The sequence below is a fragment of the Anaerosphaera multitolerans genome, from assembly GCF_004006535.1.
Taxonomy (GTDB): Bacteria; Bacillota; Clostridia; order Tissierellales; family Peptoniphilaceae; genus Anaerosphaera; species Anaerosphaera multitolerans.
Genome location: NZ_RLIH01000015.1, coordinates 1 through 17,526 on the forward strand (window position 1 = coordinate 1; position 17,526 = coordinate 17,526).

A 17,526-nucleotide genomic window follows, 5' to 3' on the forward strand; every position below is an offset into this window, starting at 1 on the left:
AATAATAGTAAATTTTAATAAATTAGAAATTTTTTTAAACATCTTTAAAAGAGATTTTAATAATAATTTCCTGTTAAAGTTTTTAGAATCTATCCTTTTAAAAGGAAAAACAGTTTTGTAACTTTTAATTTAATAAGCTTTAAAGATTAGTGCTTTAAAAATTTCAAACTATTATATATAATTATAAGAGTGTTTAAGGAGGATAAAATGTCTATGACTTTACCGAATACTCTGTCAACAAATATATTATTTTTGTTGTTGTTATTATTTTTTACAGGGTATGCAATTTATAAAAAGAAAAAACAAACCACTTTGGCTTTTGTAATAGTTACTGTGCTATATATAATTTATATATTGAGGACTTGGTTTTAATGGATATTATAGTAATTGGTGGTGGAATCTCAGGAGTTTTCGCTGCCATAGAGCTAAAAAAAAGAGGGCATAATGTTATAATCTTAGAGAAAAATGACAGAATTTTAAAAAAAATGCTGGTTACTGGAAATGGAAGATGTAATTTAACTAATGTAAAGTTAAGTGAAAGCAATTATAATGATAGTGGAGATTTTACTAGGTATGCACTTTCCAAGTTCAATAATAATGATTTTAAAGATTATTTAAATAACTTAGGTATAGTTACAACTGAGGAAAATAATGGAAAGATATATCCTATTACTTTAAAGGCACAAAGTGTAGTGAATATGCTTCTAGAGGAATTAAAAGACATAGGGGTTGAAATTTTAACCTCTAAAAAAGTTATCTCAATAAGAAAGAAAAAGAAATTTATAGTTAGAACTGATGATGAAGAATATTTTGCAGATAAGATAATTTTTGCCGTAGGAGGTTCTTCTATGCCTTCTTCAGGTTCAGATGGAAAGAGTTATAAGCTGTTAAAAGAATTAGGTCATAGTACAGGTGAAATTTTTCCGGCACTTACTCAGGTTAAGCTGGATTCTAAATATTTAAAACACTTAAGTGGCGTTAAGGTAGTTAGTGAGATAAAATTATATAAAAACAGGGAAATTGTTGATAGAAGGTATGGAGAAGTGCTTTTTACAAACTATGGTATAAGTGGGCCTCCAGTATTAGATATATCTCGTTCTGTCAACTTTTTTAAGGATGACTTAACTATTGAGATGTCCCTTATTAACTATGTAGAAAAGGTGAAAGAAACTAAAGAGGAACTTTACAACAGACTATATACTTTTCAAAATTATACTATTGAAAGATGGCTTTTGGGAGTGATTGATAAAAAGTTTATATATATGATTTTAGATATGTTGAAATTAAACGCAGATACTCCTGTAAATATTATGTCTAATAGAGACTATAATAAGTTAGTAGGTCTACTATTAAGTATAAGTTTTAAAGTTGAAGGAACGAAAGGATTTGAAAATTCCCAAGTAACAAAAGGGGGAATTAACATAGCTGAAATAGATGAAAAAACTTTTGAATCAAAAATTATAAAGGATTTATATATAGTTGGAGAGGTTATGGATGTAGATGGAGATTGTGGCGGATATAATATTCAATGGGCTGCAACTTCAGCTATAATAGCAGCCAGGTCAATTGATTAAGATTACGTTACTGTATTTTGGAGGAATTTATGTTCTATTTAAAAAGGGCTTTAGAGGAATTTGGAGAGATTAAAGTTGGAGTTGTAGGAGCGGGTATAATGGGGACTTCTCTTGTAGCACAACTTGAAATTTTAGATAATTTCATTCCGGCTGTACTTTCTTCTAATAGATTGGAATCAGTGTATACTGTTTTTGAAAAAGCAAAGATAGGTAAAGATAAGATATTTGAAACAAATTCCATAGATGAAGCCAAAGAGGCAATGAATAAGGGCTACTATATAGCCACAACTAATAATGAAATAGCTGCTACTATTACAGATTGTGTAGTTGATTGTACAGGTAATACGGAAGCCGGAACGAAAATTTCTCTATGTGCAATAGAAAATGGTGTGCATATAGTTACTTTAAATGTTGAAATGGATGCTACAGTTGGATGTTATTTAAAGGTTTTAGCTGACCGTAATGGAGTGGTATATACTGGAACTGCAGGAGATGAACCGGGAGCTATTTTGGAGCTGTTTGAATTTGCAAAAACTGTGGGTTTTGAAGTTTTAGTATTGGGTAAAGGAAAGAATAACGATTTGGACTATTATGCGACACCGGATAATCTAAGAGAACAGGCAATGGAAAAGGGTATTAATCCTAAGATGTTGACTTCCTTTGTAGATGGAACAAATACAATGACCGAACTTAATGTGGTTTGCAATGCAACGGGATTTCTTCCTGATATAAGAGGGTGTCATGGTTTTAATTCCACAACTAAAACTTTAGTTGAAGATATTAAGTTGAAATCTGATGGTGGAAAATTAAATAATTATAATATTGTTGATTTTGTAAGAGGCATAGCTCCGGGTGTATTTGCAATAGTAAAATCTAAATCGGAGATAATTGACTTTGAAATGAGTTATTTAAAAATGGGAGAGGGACCAAATTTTGTAATCTATAGACCTTACCATTTAACTAGTATTGAAACTCCTATATCCATTATTAAAGCCGTAGTATTAAAAGAGAGTTCCATAGCAAGTATAGGAGCTCCTGTGGCTGAAACTGTAGCAGTGGCAAAAAAGGACTTAAGAGCAGGTGATAAAATAGATGGAATAGGAGGGCATACTGTTTATGGTCTCTTAGAAAGAGGCTTGATTCAAAGGGAAAATAATTTACTTCCAATTGGACTTTTAACTGGCAATGTAACAATGAAGCGAAATGTTAAAAAAGATGAATTGCTAACTTATGATGATGTAATATTGGATCCGAATTTAAAGATTGTGGAAACACGAGAAGAACAGGATAATTATTTTAAATTGACGTAAGTAGTAATTTATTATATTATATTTAAAATGGGATTATAGTAGTATAGTATAACAATAAAAAAGGAAAGATAAATGGTGATATTTTGAGAATAACCCGAGAGATAGATTACGCATTTAGAATATGCGCCTACCTAGCTAGTAGGGAAGGAGAAGTTACAGGGGCGCCTAAAATAGCAAAACAACAAGCCATCTCAGAGAGATTTACACTTAGAATATTGAGAAAGCTAAATTTAGCAGGAATTACAGAAGCTAAAAGAGGTGCAACTGGGGGATATCTTTTAAAGAAACCCAAGGAGACAATTTCTTTATATGATATAATTGTTGCAGTTGATGGTCCAATTACAGTAAATAACTGTTTAGATGAAGAGGGCCCGGACTGTACGTTATTTGGTTCAAATCCTGCAGCGTATAATTATTGTAAATTTCATATGAAGTTGTTAGATATAAATAATGCCCTAATTGAAATGTTTAGTGGGGCAACGTTAGATGAATTTATATAGACTATATAGAACAATGAAGAGAAAGGTATAATCGAAATCTTTAAGAGAGTGCTTATGTGGTGGGAAAGCATAGATTAAATTATATGGATCAGCTTGGAGTTCTAACGTTAATCGCGTTAAGATTGTAAGTGATAGTAACCTATAATTAGGGTGGTACCGCGGCATTGTTCGTCCCTTTATCTAAAGGGATTTTTTATATTTTATAAGGAGTGATAGACATATGAAGGTTTTTAAAACCCTTTCAAAAGAATCGGTCAAAAACAGAGAGGAGAATATTTCAAAGTACTGGGAAGAAATTGATTTGCTTCATAGATCTGTGGAAACGAGAGAAGGAAATCAATCATATATTTTTTATGAAGGACCTCCTACAGCAAATGGAAAACCAGGCATACACCATGTGATGGCAAGAACTCTTAAGGATTTAACCTGCCGTTATAAAACTATGACAGGATATAAAGTAAATCGTAAGGCGGGTTGGGACACACATGGACTTCCTGTGGAAATAGAAGTTGAAAAGAAACTCGGTCTTGAAAACAAGCATGACATTGAGAAATATGGAATTGCTGAATTTAATAAGATGTGTAGAGATTCGGTTTTTGAATATGAAAAAGAGTGGCGAGAGCTAACAAAGAGAATGGCATATCTAATAGACCTTGATGATCCCTATGTAACTCTTGAGAATAGTTATATTGAATCAGTATGGCATATTTTAGATAAAATGTTTAAAGATGGTCTTCTATATGAAGGACATAAAATATTGCCTTATTGTCCAAGATGTGGGACTGGACTTGCATCTCACGAAGTAGCTCAGGGCTATGAAGAAATTAAAACTGAAACTGTTGTAGCAAAGTTTAAATTAAAAGATAAAGATGAATATTTCCTTGCGTGGACTACTACTCCTTGGACATTACCTTCTAACGTGGCTCTTACTGTAAATCCGGAAATAGATTATGTAAAGGTAAGATATAACGATGAAATATACTATTTGGCAGAAGCACTGGCATCTAAAGTAATTGATGACGAATATGAGGTTTTAGATAGATTTAAGGGAAAAGAACTGGAATATGTTGAGTACGAACAGTTGTTACCTTTTGTTACACCTGATAAAAAAGCATTTTATGTAACTTGTGCAGATTATGTTACTATTGAAGATGGTACCGGTATAGTTCATACAGCTCCGGCTTTTGGTGAAGATGACTATCAAACCGGTAGAAGGTACAACCTTCCTGTAATAAACCCGGTAGATGAGGACGGTAAATTTACGGCAACTCCTTGGAAGGGACAATTTGTAATTGATGCGGACCATGAAATTATTCACTATTTAAAAGACAATGGTTTAATGTTTAAGAAACAAAAATTCGTTCACAATTACCCTCACTGTTGGAGATGTCATACACCGTTAATTTATTATGCTCATCCATCATGGTATATTGAAGTGACAAAATTTAAAGAAAAACTTATAGAAAACAATAACGGCGTTAACTGGTTTCCTGACTTTGTAGGTGAAAAGCGATTTGGGAATTGGTTGGAGAATTTAAATGACTGGGCTATTTCAAGGTCCAGATATTGGGGTACGCCTCTACCGGTTTGGAAATGTGAGTGTGGGCACAGCGAGTCCATAGGCTCAATTGAAGAACTTGTAGATAAAGCTGTTGAAGATATTGATGAGACAATAGAATTGCACAGACCTTACGTTGATGACGTTCATTTAAAGTGTCCGAAATGTCAGGGAGAAATGACTAGAGAAAAAGATGTAATTGATGTATGGTTTGATTCCGGCTCCATGCCTTTTGCACAATGGCACTATCCTTTTGAGCATAAAGATGATTTTGATACCTTGTTTCCTGCAGATTTTATCTGTGAAGGAATAGACCAAACTAGAGGTTGGTTTTATTCGCTAATAGCAATTTCAACCTATATGACAGGGAAAAGTCCTTATAAAAATGTGTTGGTAAATGACTTAATTCTTGATAAGCATGGAAAGAAAATGAGTAAGTCCAAGGGAAATACAGTTGAACCTTTTGAATTGTTTGATAGATACGGAGCAGATGTGGTGCGTTGGTATCTAATGTATGTATCTCCTCCATGGACTCCGACAAAGTTTGACGAAGAAGGATTAAGGGAAATAGATTCTAAATTCTTTAGATCCTTAAGAAATATTTATAATTTCTTTAGCCTTTATGCCAATACAGATGGAATAGATCCAAGAGAGTTTAAAGTTTCTCCGGAAAACAGAGATGAAATAGATAGATGGCTTTTATCAAAATACAATAATCTATTAAAGAGTGTCAAAGAAGATATGGAAATCTTTGAATTGACAAAAGTTGTTAGAAATATACAGGAGTTTGTAATTGAAGATTTTTCAAATTGGTACATTAGAAGAAATAGAAGAAGATTTTGGAAAAGCGAAATAGATGAAGATAAAAAATCCGTATACAGTACAACCTATGAAGTTTTGTTGGGACTGACAAAGATTATTGCACCTTTCGTTCCATTTACAGCAGAGGAGATATTTAAATCCCTAACAGATGGTGAATCAGTACACTTAGAATATTATCCAACTTCAGATGAATCTTTAATAGATGAAAAACTTGAAGAAAAAATGGACCTTGTGAGAAATCTGGTTGCACTTGGCAGAGCGTCAAGGGAAGAAGTGAAAATAAAGGTGCGTCAACCTATTTCAAAGGTTATAATTGACGGGAAATATAAAGATATAATAGGAGACCTTACTGATTTAATAAAAGAGGAATTAAACGTAAAAGAAGTGGTTTTTGAAAAAGATCTTTCAGTATTTATGGACTATGAATTAAAGCCTAATTTTAAGGTTGTAGGTTCAATACTGGGACCTAAGATTAAGGACTTTACAAAAGAACTTAAAAATGTAGATGCTAAAGAATTGGTTCAGAAACTTTCAGAAGGACCTGTGACTATGAATTTAAAGGGTGAAGATACTGAAATTTTAGAGGATTATATTTTAGTAAATATAAAATCTAAAGAAGGTTTTGACGTAATTATGGAAAACAATCTTTTTGTAATTCTAGACACAGAACTTACACCTCAATTAATTGAAGAAGGTCTTGTAAGGGAATTTATTTCCAAAGTACAACAACTTAGAAAACAGGAAGACCTAGAGGTCTTGGACAATATAAATGTATCCATTGAATGTGGCGATGAAGTTATGAACGCTCTTAGCAATTACAGTGACTTTATAAAAAAGGAAGTTTTGGCAGTAGATGTTAAGAGATCTGAATTAGACGATGGGGAAGTTGATTTAAACGGCAGACCAAGTAAGATAAAAATTGAAAAACACAGTTAATATAAACTCCACTTGTTAGCAAGTGGAGTTTTAAATTTAGAATTTAATTGTTGTATAAGTATATTTTTATAATTGCATTTAAGTTTTAATTTTCATTAAAGTCATCTTTTAACTTTTGTGAGACTTCTTTTAGAATGTTATTTATTCCCAAATTAGGGAATTTATCAAAGAATCGTTTCTCTTTTGGAAGTTCTCTCTCTAAAAGATTTTTATATTTTTCTTTTATTCTTAAATATTCAAATTTCAACTCTTCCTTGTTTATATCTAAATCAGGCACATTATCAACAAGTCTTCTGCTAATTTCATCACCTAAATGTCTAAGTTCTCTTGCAATATTGTTGATTTCCGCATACTTGCTTCTAAGTTTAAATATTGATAGAAAGCTGGATACTACGTCAATTATAAATACAGTTGTAAAAGCAAAAGTTAGTGCGTAATAAAGATAGGTTAAATTCCATAGCAGGGAGTTTAATTTTAAAATTACAGGCATTAAAAAGTAACATACAAAAGTTCCTCCCAACCCCCAAAACAATGAGTACCTAAGACATATGTAGCCCTTATAGTTAAAGGGAATATTGGAGTAGTCCCACCATCTTTTATGAAGGATTTGGTAAAGCAAAAGACCTCCAATAAGTTCAACTACAGTGGCTATTAAAGCACTTCCAAGGAAAATCAAAAATACATTATTAAGTCCATATATAAATTTTAATACAAATAGTAGTCCAAAACCGTAAATTGGACATATGGGACCATTTAAAGTACCTGTATTTACATACCTATTGTGTACTATAAATATAAAAAGTACCTCAACAGCCCAGCCCAAAAAGGAAAATATAAAAAACAGAAATAGATATTGTATAAAAGTTAAGCTCAAGCCATCACCTCTCTTAAAAAACTTTATGATATAATGTCAATTATAACACGATTTTAAACTTAAAGATAATTAGATGGAGTTAAAATATGAAGTTAAGTAGGGACTTTTATGAAAGGGACACTGTCAACGTGGCAGAGGACTTGCTGGGAAAGCTTATTATAAGAGAAACTGAAAAGATTCGGTTGGTGGCAAGGATAGTTGAGGTTGAGGCCTATACAGGTTACTGGGATAAGGCCTGTCACACATATAGAGGTAAGCGAACTAGTAGGACGGAAATAATGTATGGAAGTGCCGGCCATCTTTATATATATTTAAACTATGGCATTTATAATTTAATAAACATTGTGAGTAATAAGAAAGACTTGGGAGAAGCAGTGCTGATTAGGGGAATTGAACCTGTAGTTGGAATAGATGAGATGGCTAGAAACAGATATGGCTTAAAGTATGAAGAGTTAAACAGTTATAAGAGAAAGAATCTATCAAACGGACCAGGAAAACTTTCAATGGCTTTAAATATTGATAGAAGTTATAACGGAGAAGATGTGTGTAGTTCTCAAATTGTATACTTAGAAGATGACGGTTTTAAAGATTTTAAAACAGTTAGGTCAAAGAGAATAGGTATTGATTATGCAGAGGAAGCCAGAGACTTTCCCTACAGATTTTATATAGAGGGCAATGACCATGTATCAGTTAAATAAAAGTGTTATCTACTATTTGATTTTTATTAATCTATTTTCATTTTTTCTTTATTTTTTAGACAAGAGAAGGGCTATAGCTAGAAAAAGTAGAATATCTGAACACACTTTATTATTGACGACTTTTTTATTTGGAAGTGTTGGCGCCTTAACTGCAATGGCAGTATTTCACCATAAGACTAAGAAGTGGAAGTTTAAGATTTTAGTTCCGGTCTTCTTAATTATACAATGTTTTTTAATATTTTATTTTATACAGTAAAAGAGCTTGCGTTAGTTAAACACAAGCTTTTTTCTATTAAAATCAATTAATTTTAATCAAGAGATAATAAAATATCTTCAGGTTTTATCGGCAACTTTCTAAAGTTTTTATTTATTCCATTGTAAATTGCATTTGCAATGGCAGGTGCAGAAGTATTTATTACCACTTCACCTATGGATTTTGCGCCAAAAGGTCCTGTAGGCTCAAAACTCTCCTTAAACTCAACTTTAAGTTCGCCTATATCCAAACGCGTTGGAATATTATACTTCATAAAACTGTCAGTAGTAACCTTTCCTTTGCTGTCATATTGAACATCTTCATAGAGAGCATAGCCTATACCTTGAACAATTCCGCTTTCAACTTGAATTCTAGCTAAATTTTCATTTACCACAGTTCCGCAGTCAACTACTCCCACGTATTTTACAACTTTGGCTTCTCCTGTTAACAGGTCTGTTTCCAATTGACAAAATCCGGCCATAAAAGGAGGAGGTGAGTCGTCATTTCCAAAATGACCTGTTTCAATTACAGTATGCCCTTCCTCTCCTGTTGTAAGTTTTTCCGACAGTGTATTTAAAGGTAAATTTTCTTCCTTGGCGGAGAAATTCATACCGTCAAAGTCAATACTATTTACATCTACTTTTAAAATTTTAGAAGCTTTCAGTTTAAGTCTTTCCACCATTTTATTTGCAGCTCTTACTACTGCGTTTCCTGTAGTATAGGCGCCGCTGGAAGCATAGGAGCCGGGGTCAAAGGGTGTTAAATCAGTATCGGCTACAATTAAAGTTATATTTTCAATATCGGTTTTTAAAATTTCCGCAGCCATTTGTACCATTATAGTATCAGTTCCCGTACCTGCATCGGTACAACTGACAAATAGGGTGTAGTCTCCACTTTCGTTTAACTTTATTTGAGCAGTTGAAGTATCTATTTTTTCAATACCCGAGCCCTGCATAGTTATGGCCGTTCCCACACTTAGTACCTTATCCTGGGAGATCTTTACTCCGGGATAGATGTTGTCCCAATCTATTAATTCCTTCCCTCTTAATATACATTCATCAAGTCTTGAACTTCTAATGTCTTTATTAAAGGAAGTGGTAATATCACCCTGAGTAGTTAAATTTTTAAGTCTTAAGTCCACAGGATCCATTTTAAGTTTGGCTGCCAATTCATTTATAGCAGACTCCACTGCAAAGGCTCCCTGTGTTGCCCCATAGCCTCTAAAAGCTCCTCCGGGCATTTTATTAGTATATACGGTCTTGCCTTTAAATCTTGAAGCTTTAACTGAATTATAAAGAGGAAGCGTCTTTTCTCCGATTAATTTTAAAGTAGTCCAAGCATGGGTGCCGTAAGCTCCCTGGTCGGAAAGTGCATCAATGTCTATGCTATTTATAGTCCCATCTTTTTCAGCTCCCACCTTAACTCTTACTTTAGTGGCATGTCTGCTGTTTGAAGCGTAGTAGGTTTCTTTTCTGCTATAGACTATTTTAGCGCTCTTCTTGGTTTTTAAAGTAACAAGAGCGGGGTATATTTCCGTTTCCGAAGTCTGTTTGGCTCCAAAGGCTCCTCCAATCCTAGGCTTTATTACTCTGATTCTACTTGGTGAAATTTCAAGAGCCTGTGCAAGTTGTCTTTTAATATGAAAGGGAACTTGAGTAGAGGATACTACTACCAGTCTATTAAAAGAATCCATATAGCTATAGGAGCGGAAAGTTTCCATCATTGATTGAGCCTGCGCCTGTGTATAGTAAGTTGAATCTATTTTCACAGGAGATTTATCATAGACTTCATCAATATTTTCGCTTCCAAAGTTCAAATTGTGCTGACCTACTATGTTTTTATCATAATCGGATAAAATAACATTTTTAGGTAGGTGGTTAAAAGGTCTTTCGCTGTGAACCATGGGACCTTCTTCAGCTTTTTCAAAATCTATTACAAAGTCTAAAAGCTCATATTCAACTTTAATAAGTTTTTTTGCCTTTTCCGCTGCTTTTTCATTTTCGGCTGCTATTATTGCAACAGGATCTCCCACATATCTAAGTTCTCTATCTAAAATCAACCTGTCATAAGGGGAGGGTTCAGGGTAGGATTGACCGGCTAAGGTAAATCTGGTTTTTGGTACGTCTTCATAGGTTAAAATACACTCCACGCCTTCCACCTTTAAAGCTCTGGAAGTGTCTATACTTTTAATTAGAGCATGGGGATGAGGACTTCTAAGTAATTTTATAATTAAGGCATTATCATCGGCTAAATCATCTGTATATACCTTTCTTCCTTGAAGTATGGAGGTACTGTCAACTTTTTTTATGCTTTTTCCTATATATTTCAAAAATCACACCTCCAAATATTTTCTAACGGCACGCATTTGCCCTTCATATCCCGTACATCTACATAAATTACCGCTTAAATAGTTTTTAATAAATAGTTCATCTCTTATGTCCGGATAAAGTCTTTTAAGAGATATTACATTTACTATAAAGCCTGAAGAACAAAAGCCGCATTGGTCTGCGCCTTCTTCAGCTATAAAATCTCCTATTATTTTAACTTCTTCACTTAGTCCTTCAAGAGTTACAATTTTTTTGCTTTCACATTGGACACTTAAAATAGTACAGCTTAAATGTGGAAGATCATCAATTAAAACTGTACAAAGACCGCAGTTTGAAGTTTCACAGGCACTTTTTACCGATTTAAATCCCAAAGTTCTAAGGGTCTTTAGAAGAGGTTCATCAACGTCAACTTGTAAATTATAGATTTTATTGTTTATATTTAAATTAATGTTCATAGTTCCTCCATTTCAAGTAGAGCTTTTTTAAATAAATTGCCTGCCAATTTTTGTCTGTATTCCTTACTTGCTTTAGCATTGCTTCCAAAGGAAATTTCATTAAAGAGTAATTCCTTTGCTTTTAAAATAACAGTTTTATCTATTTTATTTTCCGATAAGAATTTGGAAGTCAATGGACAAAGCTCTGCTAGAGAAGGTCTTGCTCCCACAGCTAAAAGATAGCTTCCGTTATTTTCAGAAAGTGCTAAATTAACTATAGAAAAGTCGGTTTTTGTACTTCTGAAAGATTTAAAAATACACTTAATATCTCCTATTGGTATATATACCTTAAGTAAAATGTCTCTTTTTATATTTGAATTTAAAAATTCACTTAAACTCATTCTCCCATTGTTATAAAGCAAAACTTCCGCTTTTAAGGCCAATAGGACAGGTATAAAGTCTGAAAAACCATACTTAGAATAGACACTTGCTCCTACGGTGACATGGTTACGAAACTGTGAACCTACAATATTTTCAATAGCTCTTACTAAAGCCCCACTTGCAAAGGAATGAAACTCCTCATATCTGCAAATATCACCATAGGTAGTATAGGCGCCAATTTCATATTCATTTTCGGTTTTGGAAATTTCATTTAAGTTTAAATTAGATAGGTCAATTCCAATATTATATTTTTTATCGGATAATTTTAAAAAAGTATTTCCGCCTAAGATGACATTGTTTTTAGATTTTTGTAACAATTTGTAGGCTTCATCAATTGAATCAGGTTTAATATAATCATTTAGTTGAAACATCATTCTCTCCCATTTGTATTATAATAAGCTTATTATACCATCTTTACATAAATATTTTAATTAATTCATCTTTAATGGTATATTTATATAAACGTATTGAAAACTTCCATTGCTTGTAATAAACTATAAAATTATAACAAGGGGTAAAATTGATGATAAAGATAGAAAATGTGTTTTTTAAATATGAAACCAGTGAAGAATCAAATTATATAATAGAAGATTTAAACTTTGAAATAAAAGAAGGCGAATTCGTAGCAGTACTTGGACATAACGGTAGCGGAAAAAGTACTTTGGCAAAATTAATAAACGGATTGGTTTTGCCGGTTACAGGAGATATTTTAGTAGATGGTATGAACACTAAAAATGAAGAGGACATTTGGAATATAAGATCAAGAGCGGGAATGGTATTTCAAAATCCCGACAATCAATTAGTGGCCACTGTAGTTGAGGAAGACGTTGCCTTTGGACCTGAAAATCTTGGTGTTCCATCAAAGGAAATAAGAGAGAGAGTGGACTTGTCCTTAGAAGCTGTGGGAATGTCAAATTATAGAAAGAGTTCACCGCATATGCTTTCAGGAGGGCAAAAACAAAGAGTGGCAATAGCCGGTATTTTAGCTATGTCTCCGGAGTATATAATATTAGATGAACCAACGGCAATGCTTGATCCAACGGGTAGAAAAGAAGTTATGGATACTATTCAAAAGCTAAATAAAGAGCAAAATAAAACTATAATTTTAATAACCCATTACATGGATGAGGCGGCGTTAAGTGATAGATTGGTAATTATGGAAAAGGGTAAAATTATACTTGAGGGAAAACCCAGAGAGGTATTTTCCAATGTAGATAAGGTAAAGGAAATAGGCTTAGACGTTCCGCAAGTAACTGAACTTGCCTTTGAACTTAATAGAGACGGTTTTGAAATAGACGGTAAAGTTTTAAGCGTTGAAGAGTTGGTAGGTGAAATATGTCCTTAATAGAAGTTAAAAATTTAACACACATATATGGTGAAGGTACTGTATTTGAAAAAGTAGCCTTGGAAAATGTGAGTTTAACTGTTGAAAAAGGGGATTTAATAGGCTTAATCGGTCATACGGGTTCCGGCAAATCCACTTTAATTCAACATTTAAATGGATTAATTAAACCCACAAGTGGGGAAATTTTAGTAGATGGTAAAAATATTACACAAAAAGGACCGCTAATTGACATAAGACAAAAGGTGGGTCTAGTGTTTCAATATCCCGAGTACCAACTTTTTGAGGAAACAGTTGAGAGGGATATTTCTTTTGGTCCTGTAAATTTAGGCTTAAGTTCTGAAGAAGTGGATATTAGAGTTAAGGAGTCTATGGAGCTTGTAGGTCTTGATTATGAGATTTATAAGGAAAAATCGCCCTTTGAATTGTCGGGAGGACAGAAAAGACGTGTTGCCATAGCCGGAGTAATAGCTATGAAACCTCAGGTTTTAATATTAGATGAACCTACTGCCGGACTTGATCCAAGAGGTAGAGATGAAATATTTTCCGAGATAAAAAACTTATATGAAAAGGGAAATATGACTATTATTATAGTAAGCCACAGTATGGAAGACATGGCTAAATTGGCAAAGCGAATAGTCGTTATGAACCATGGGAAAATTGTAATGGACGGTGAAACGCGAGATATTTTCAAAAGAGAAAAAGAACTTGTGGAAATAGGATTGGGAGTTCCTCAAATTACTTCTTTTTTAATTGAGCTAAAACGAAGAGGGGCAGACGTCAATACTGATTGCATAACTGTGGAAGAGGCAAAGATGGAAATAGAAAAGTATTTAAGGGGTAGAAAAGATGCTTAAAGATATATCTGTTGGACAATATTATCCGGGAAATTCAATAGTTCATAGATTAGATCCAAGGTTAAAAATAATTGCAGTTTTAATGTATATAATGACCTTGTTCTTTATTAAAAGCTATATTCCCTATTTATTTATATTTATCTACTTGACATTAGTTGTTAAAATTTCTGGAATACCTTATTCAATAGTTTTAAGAGGTATGCGACCTTTAAGATGGATAATTTTAATTACTTTTATAATTAACCTGCTCTTTATACCGGGAGAGGTATTATTTAAATTCGGGTTTATATCCATATCTGAAGAAGGTTTGGATACGGCAATTAAAATGGCCATTAGACTGCTTTTAATAGTAAGTGGAACGAGTTTATTGACTTTAACCACTTCGCCTATTGAAATTACAGATGGAATTGAAGCACTTTTAAAGCCCTTAAAAGTAATAAAAGTTCCTGCTCATGAAATTGCAATGATGATGACTATTGCCCTTAGATTTATTCCCACACTTGTTGAGGAAACTGATAAAATTATGAAGGCACAGATTGCAAGAGGGGCGGATTTTGAATCGGGAAATATTTTAAATAGAGCTAAAAATTTGGTTCCCCTTTTAGTGCCGCTTTTTATTAACTCTTTAAGAAGGGCAGATGAACTTTCAACGGCAATGGAGTCAAGATGTTACAGAGGCGGAGATGGAAGAACTAAATTTAAAGAACTGGCTCTTGAAAAGAAAGATTATGTGGCCTTTGTATTAAATATGGTCTTTTTTGCAGTAGTGATTTTATGGAGATATATATGAATATACTTTTAAAAGTGTGTTATGATGGAACCTCCTACCATGGATTTCAAATTCAACCTGACTTGGTAACAGTGGAAGGTGTTTTAAAAAAAGCTATTGAGAAGACGGTTTTACATGAGGTTAAACTATACACTGCCGGCAGGACGGATAAAGGCGTCCATGCAATGGGGCAGTGTGTAAATTTTTATTCCGATACCACCATTGATATAGGTAATTTGCCCAAGGTTATAAATTATCACCTACCTGAAGATATTTCCGTAGTGGGAGCCAGGTATGAGTCTGATAATTTTCACGCAAGGTATTCAGCCAAGGGTAAGTATTATAGATATATAATATATAAGAGCAGATTTAGAAATCCCATATATAGAAATAGGGCTTTTAACTATCCCTTCGAGTTAAATATTGAAAATATGCAAAAGGCTTTGGATTATCTAATAGGTGAAAAGGATTATAAATCTTTTATGGGTAGACATGCCATAGTAAAAGATACTATTAGAAGAATTGATAAAATAAAAGTAATAGAAGATGAAAACTTTATCTATATAGATTTTTGGGGTAAGAGTTTTTTAAAAAATATGATTAGAATTATTGTAGGTACTGCCATAGAAATAGGAAGAGGGCGATATAGCTCGGAGTTTATGCTTGAAGCTTTAAATAAGAAACATAGAAAATCTGCGGGACCAACGGCGCCAAGTTATGGTCTTTATTTAATGAAAATATATTATTAATTTTAATTTTTATAGGAAACAACTAAGTAGTTACAAAATAGTTAAAAAATGGTGACAATGAATTGTTTTTCATTGTGATATTTCAATATTTAAGTTATTATATTTTCATTGGAGGAAGTATGAAAGTATTTTATATTATAAAAGGTGCTTTAAATAAGACGAAAAAGTCCTTTGAGAGATTTCCAATACCAATGGCATGTATAATTTTAAGTGCCTTGTTTTTTATATTGGACATTAATAATAAAATGAATGTAGAAGTGGCAAATGTTTCTTTAAATACAAGTAACATTAAATTTGGCTACTTATATTTAATGGCTACTTTTATTTATATATTTATAAAGTTATTTAATGAGGGCTTCTTAATAAGCACGACGACTACGGAACAATTGAAGAAGATAAAGTATCTAAAGGTAATTATATATATACTTAGCATTCCGTTGCTGTACGGTGTATATAAATTGTTAATTACGGAAGATCAACAGCTGTTTTTATATGAAAATCTCTATGAGTATTTTGGCTTGCTTTTGTTCTTTATAGTTAGTTCCTTTTACGTTTCAAAAATCTTCTACAACAAGGATTATTCCGTATATTTAATTAAATTTTTAACTGCAATAGCAATTTCGACAGTATACTCAGTAATATTATTTGCTGGTTTATCTGCTATATTCTATGCATCTGAAAGACTTTTGGGGATTGCTGTAAGTGAAACCGCTTATATTAAAACTGGCATTATAGTTTTTATGCCTTTTAATTTAGGTGTATTTTTGGCAAACTTACCAAATGCAATGGATTCTTTCAGTAATTATGAACTTACAAAACCTACAAAAATTTTAATAGTATATATTTTAATTCCGATTTTTTCTGTTTATCTGTTAATATTGTATTTATATTTTGGCAAAATCTTAATTCAAAGACAATGGCCACAAGGTATAATTACAAATTTAGTCTTATGGTTTTCAACTTTATCCATAATTTTCCTATTTATTTTAAAAGTGATAAAGGATAATAATTTAGCAGAATATTTTAAAAAGTATTTTCCGGTGGCTTTATTGCCAGCGTTATTTATGATGTTTTTATCTATGGGAATTAGAATTAATCAATATGGACTTACTGAAAGCAGGTACTTTGTAATTGCGGCGGGAGTTTTTTCAGTGATTTCCATTTTATACTTTATCTTTTTTAAAGATAATTCAAGTATTTTAATTCCTGTAATTTTAAGTGTAATAATAATAGTATCTTCCCTTGGACCTATTTCAGCTTATAGTCTTTCAAGAGGAAGTCAAAACAGAAGATTTACTAAAGTGCTTGTTAAAAACAATATGCTAAAGGGAAATAAAATTGTTCCTAACAGTAATATATCCGAAGAGGATAGGGAGCAAATAGTAAGTGTAGTAAATTATATGATAAATAATCACAGACCTTGGGAATTAAAGTATATTCCAAAGGATTTTGAATTAAACGGAAGTAATTTTGAAGAAACTTTTGGCTTTAGTTCCTCAATATACAGTGAAAATGACTTTATAGATTATTATTTTGAGGGTAACAGTGCTCTGGACATATCGGGATACAGTAAAATTATGAAATTTTCTCTAAGTTCCGATATGATTGATATGCCTATACAATCTGTGGGAAACTATAGAATTTCTCTAGCAGGAGATAGTATAGTACTGGATTATGTAGATGAAGAAAATGTATTAAATATTGCCACGATTAATTCCAAAGAGGTATTTGATAAGGTAAGGGTGTTAAAAAAGGCAAAGGGCATAATTGAGCCTGATAATTTAGCGGTTAGCGGAATATCTAACGGAATAAAGTACAAGATAATTTTCACAAGTCTAAGCGAACAAAGATTGACGGAAAAAGATAGGTTTTATTATATGGAGTTTTATTTATTAGTTGATAATAAGTTTAAGTTGAGTAATTTAAAGACGGTGGAAACTAAACCTCAACTGATGAAAAGCGAATTGTAAAAGAGAAGGTATAACTTTCTCTTTTTTTATTAAATGAAATCTTATAGGCGAAGTAGTATTTAAGCTTGTAACGAAATTTTTAAATTTATGTTAAAATAAGTGAGGAAAATAT

At 32.5% G+C, this 17,526-nt stretch carries 16 protein-coding genes; 12 read left to right on the forward strand and 4 right to left on the reverse strand.

Translation table 11 applies throughout. The annotated features are described in order from the left end of the window. Positions 1-207: 207 nt before the first annotated feature. The 5 genes from EF514_RS10830 (at position 208) to ileS (ending at position 6,700) form a co-directional block, all read left to right on the forward strand. Positions 208-372, forward strand: coding sequence for a hypothetical protein (locus EF514_RS10830; protein ID WP_164845580.1), 165 nt, complete (start codon positions 208-210; stop codon positions 370-372). Further along, positions 372-1,574 (forward strand): aminoacetone oxidase family FAD-binding enzyme, encoded by a 1,203-nt coding sequence (locus EF514_RS08900; RefSeq protein ID WP_127725099.1) that lies wholly within the window; start codon positions 372-374, stop codon positions 1,572-1,574. Before EF514_RS10830 ends, EF514_RS08900 begins: the two co-directional genes overlap by 1 nt. 29 nt (positions 1,575-1,603) lie before the next feature. Continuing rightward, on the forward strand, positions 1,604-2,884 hold the full coding sequence (locus EF514_RS08905; protein WP_127725100.1) for an NAD(P)H-dependent oxidoreductase: 1,281 nt from the start codon (positions 1,604-1,606) through the stop codon (positions 2,882-2,884). Positions 2,885-2,967: 83 nt separating this feature from the next. Beyond that, positions 2,968-3,384 carry an RrF2 family transcriptional regulator gene (locus EF514_RS08910; protein WP_127725101.1) on the forward strand — a complete coding sequence of 139 codons (417 nt, stop codon included), beginning with the start codon at positions 2,968-2,970 and terminating at the stop codon, positions 3,382-3,384. A gap of 220 nt (positions 3,385-3,604) precedes the next feature. Then, positions 3,605-6,700 carry an isoleucine--tRNA ligase gene (gene ileS / locus EF514_RS08915; RefSeq protein ID WP_127725102.1) on the forward strand — a complete coding sequence of 1,032 codons (3,096 nt, stop codon included), beginning with the start codon at positions 3,605-3,607 and terminating at the stop codon, positions 6,698-6,700. An 85-nt stretch (positions 6,701-6,785) separates the two neighbouring features. Here the strand turns inward: ileS and EF514_RS08920 are convergent, their stop codons facing one another. Continuing rightward, a complete protein-coding gene (locus EF514_RS08920; RefSeq protein WP_164845581.1) occupies positions 6,786-7,574 on the reverse strand; it encodes a putative ABC transporter permease in 789 nt (262 codons plus the stop codon). Positions 7,575-7,660: 86 nt separating this feature from the next. Here EF514_RS08920 and EF514_RS08925 point away from each other — a divergent pair, with 86 nt between their 5' ends. Continuing rightward, entirely contained in the window at positions 7,661-8,272 is a 612-nt protein-coding gene (locus EF514_RS08925) for a DNA-3-methyladenine glycosylase (protein ID WP_127725104.1), read from the forward strand. Continuing rightward, the gene (locus tag EF514_RS08930) at positions 8,256-8,528 is read left to right on the forward strand and encodes a DUF1294 domain-containing protein (protein ID WP_127725105.1); all 273 of its coding nucleotides are present in this window, start codon (positions 8,256-8,258) and stop codon (positions 8,526-8,528) included. The genes EF514_RS08925 and EF514_RS08930 overlap by 17 nt, the downstream gene beginning before the upstream one ends. A 52-nt stretch (positions 8,529-8,580) precedes the next feature. On the opposite strand, the gene EF514_RS08935 is transcribed toward EF514_RS08930, so the two are convergent. Genes EF514_RS08935 through EF514_RS08945 form a run of 3 tightly spaced genes read right to left on the reverse strand, consistent with a single transcriptional unit; the run spans position 8,581 to position 12,098 of the window. Beyond that, positions 8,581-10,854, reverse strand: coding sequence for a xanthine dehydrogenase family protein molybdopterin-binding subunit (locus EF514_RS08935; protein WP_127725106.1), 2,274 nt, complete (start codon positions 10,852-10,854; stop codon positions 8,581-8,583). A gap of 3 nt (positions 10,855-10,857) precedes the next feature. Further along, entirely contained in the window at positions 10,858-11,307 is a 450-nt protein-coding gene (locus EF514_RS08940; protein WP_127725107.1) for a (2Fe-2S)-binding protein, read from the reverse strand. Further along, complete coding sequence (locus EF514_RS08945; protein WP_164845582.1) at positions 11,304-12,098, reverse strand: FAD binding domain-containing protein; 795 nt, start codon at positions 12,096-12,098, stop codon at positions 11,304-11,306. The genes EF514_RS08940 and EF514_RS08945 overlap by 4 nt, the downstream gene beginning before the upstream one ends. A gap of 152 nt (positions 12,099-12,250) precedes the next feature. Here EF514_RS08945 and EF514_RS08950 point away from each other — a divergent pair, with 152 nt between their 5' ends. The 5 genes from EF514_RS08950 to EF514_RS08970 all read left to right on the forward strand — a co-directional run bounded on the left by EF514_RS08950 (position 12,251) and on the right by EF514_RS08970 (position 17,414). Beyond that, the gene (locus EF514_RS08950) at positions 12,251-13,072 is read left to right on the forward strand and encodes an energy-coupling factor transporter ATPase (RefSeq protein WP_127725109.1); all 822 of its coding nucleotides are present in this window, start codon (positions 12,251-12,253) and stop codon (positions 13,070-13,072) included. Continuing rightward, positions 13,063-13,926, forward strand: coding sequence for an energy-coupling factor transporter ATPase (locus EF514_RS08955; protein ID WP_127725110.1), 864 nt, complete (start codon positions 13,063-13,065; stop codon positions 13,924-13,926). The genes EF514_RS08950 and EF514_RS08955 overlap by 10 nt, the downstream gene beginning before the upstream one ends. After that, positions 13,919-14,716, forward strand: a complete 798-nt coding sequence (locus tag EF514_RS08960) for an energy-coupling factor transporter transmembrane component T family protein (RefSeq protein ID WP_127725111.1) — start codon at positions 13,919-13,921, stop codon at positions 14,714-14,716. The genes EF514_RS08955 and EF514_RS08960 overlap by 8 nt, the downstream gene beginning before the upstream one ends. Then, positions 14,713-15,444 (forward strand): tRNA pseudouridine(38-40) synthase TruA, encoded by a 732-nt coding sequence (gene truA, locus EF514_RS08965; protein ID WP_127725112.1) that lies wholly within the window; start codon positions 14,713-14,715, stop codon positions 15,442-15,444. The genes EF514_RS08960 and truA overlap by 4 nt, the downstream gene beginning before the upstream one ends. Positions 15,445-15,563: 119 nt before the next feature. Next, positions 15,564-17,414, forward strand: coding sequence for a DUF4153 domain-containing protein (locus EF514_RS08970; RefSeq protein ID WP_127725113.1), 1,851 nt, complete (start codon positions 15,564-15,566; stop codon positions 17,412-17,414). Positions 17,415-17,526: the final 112 nt, after the last annotated feature.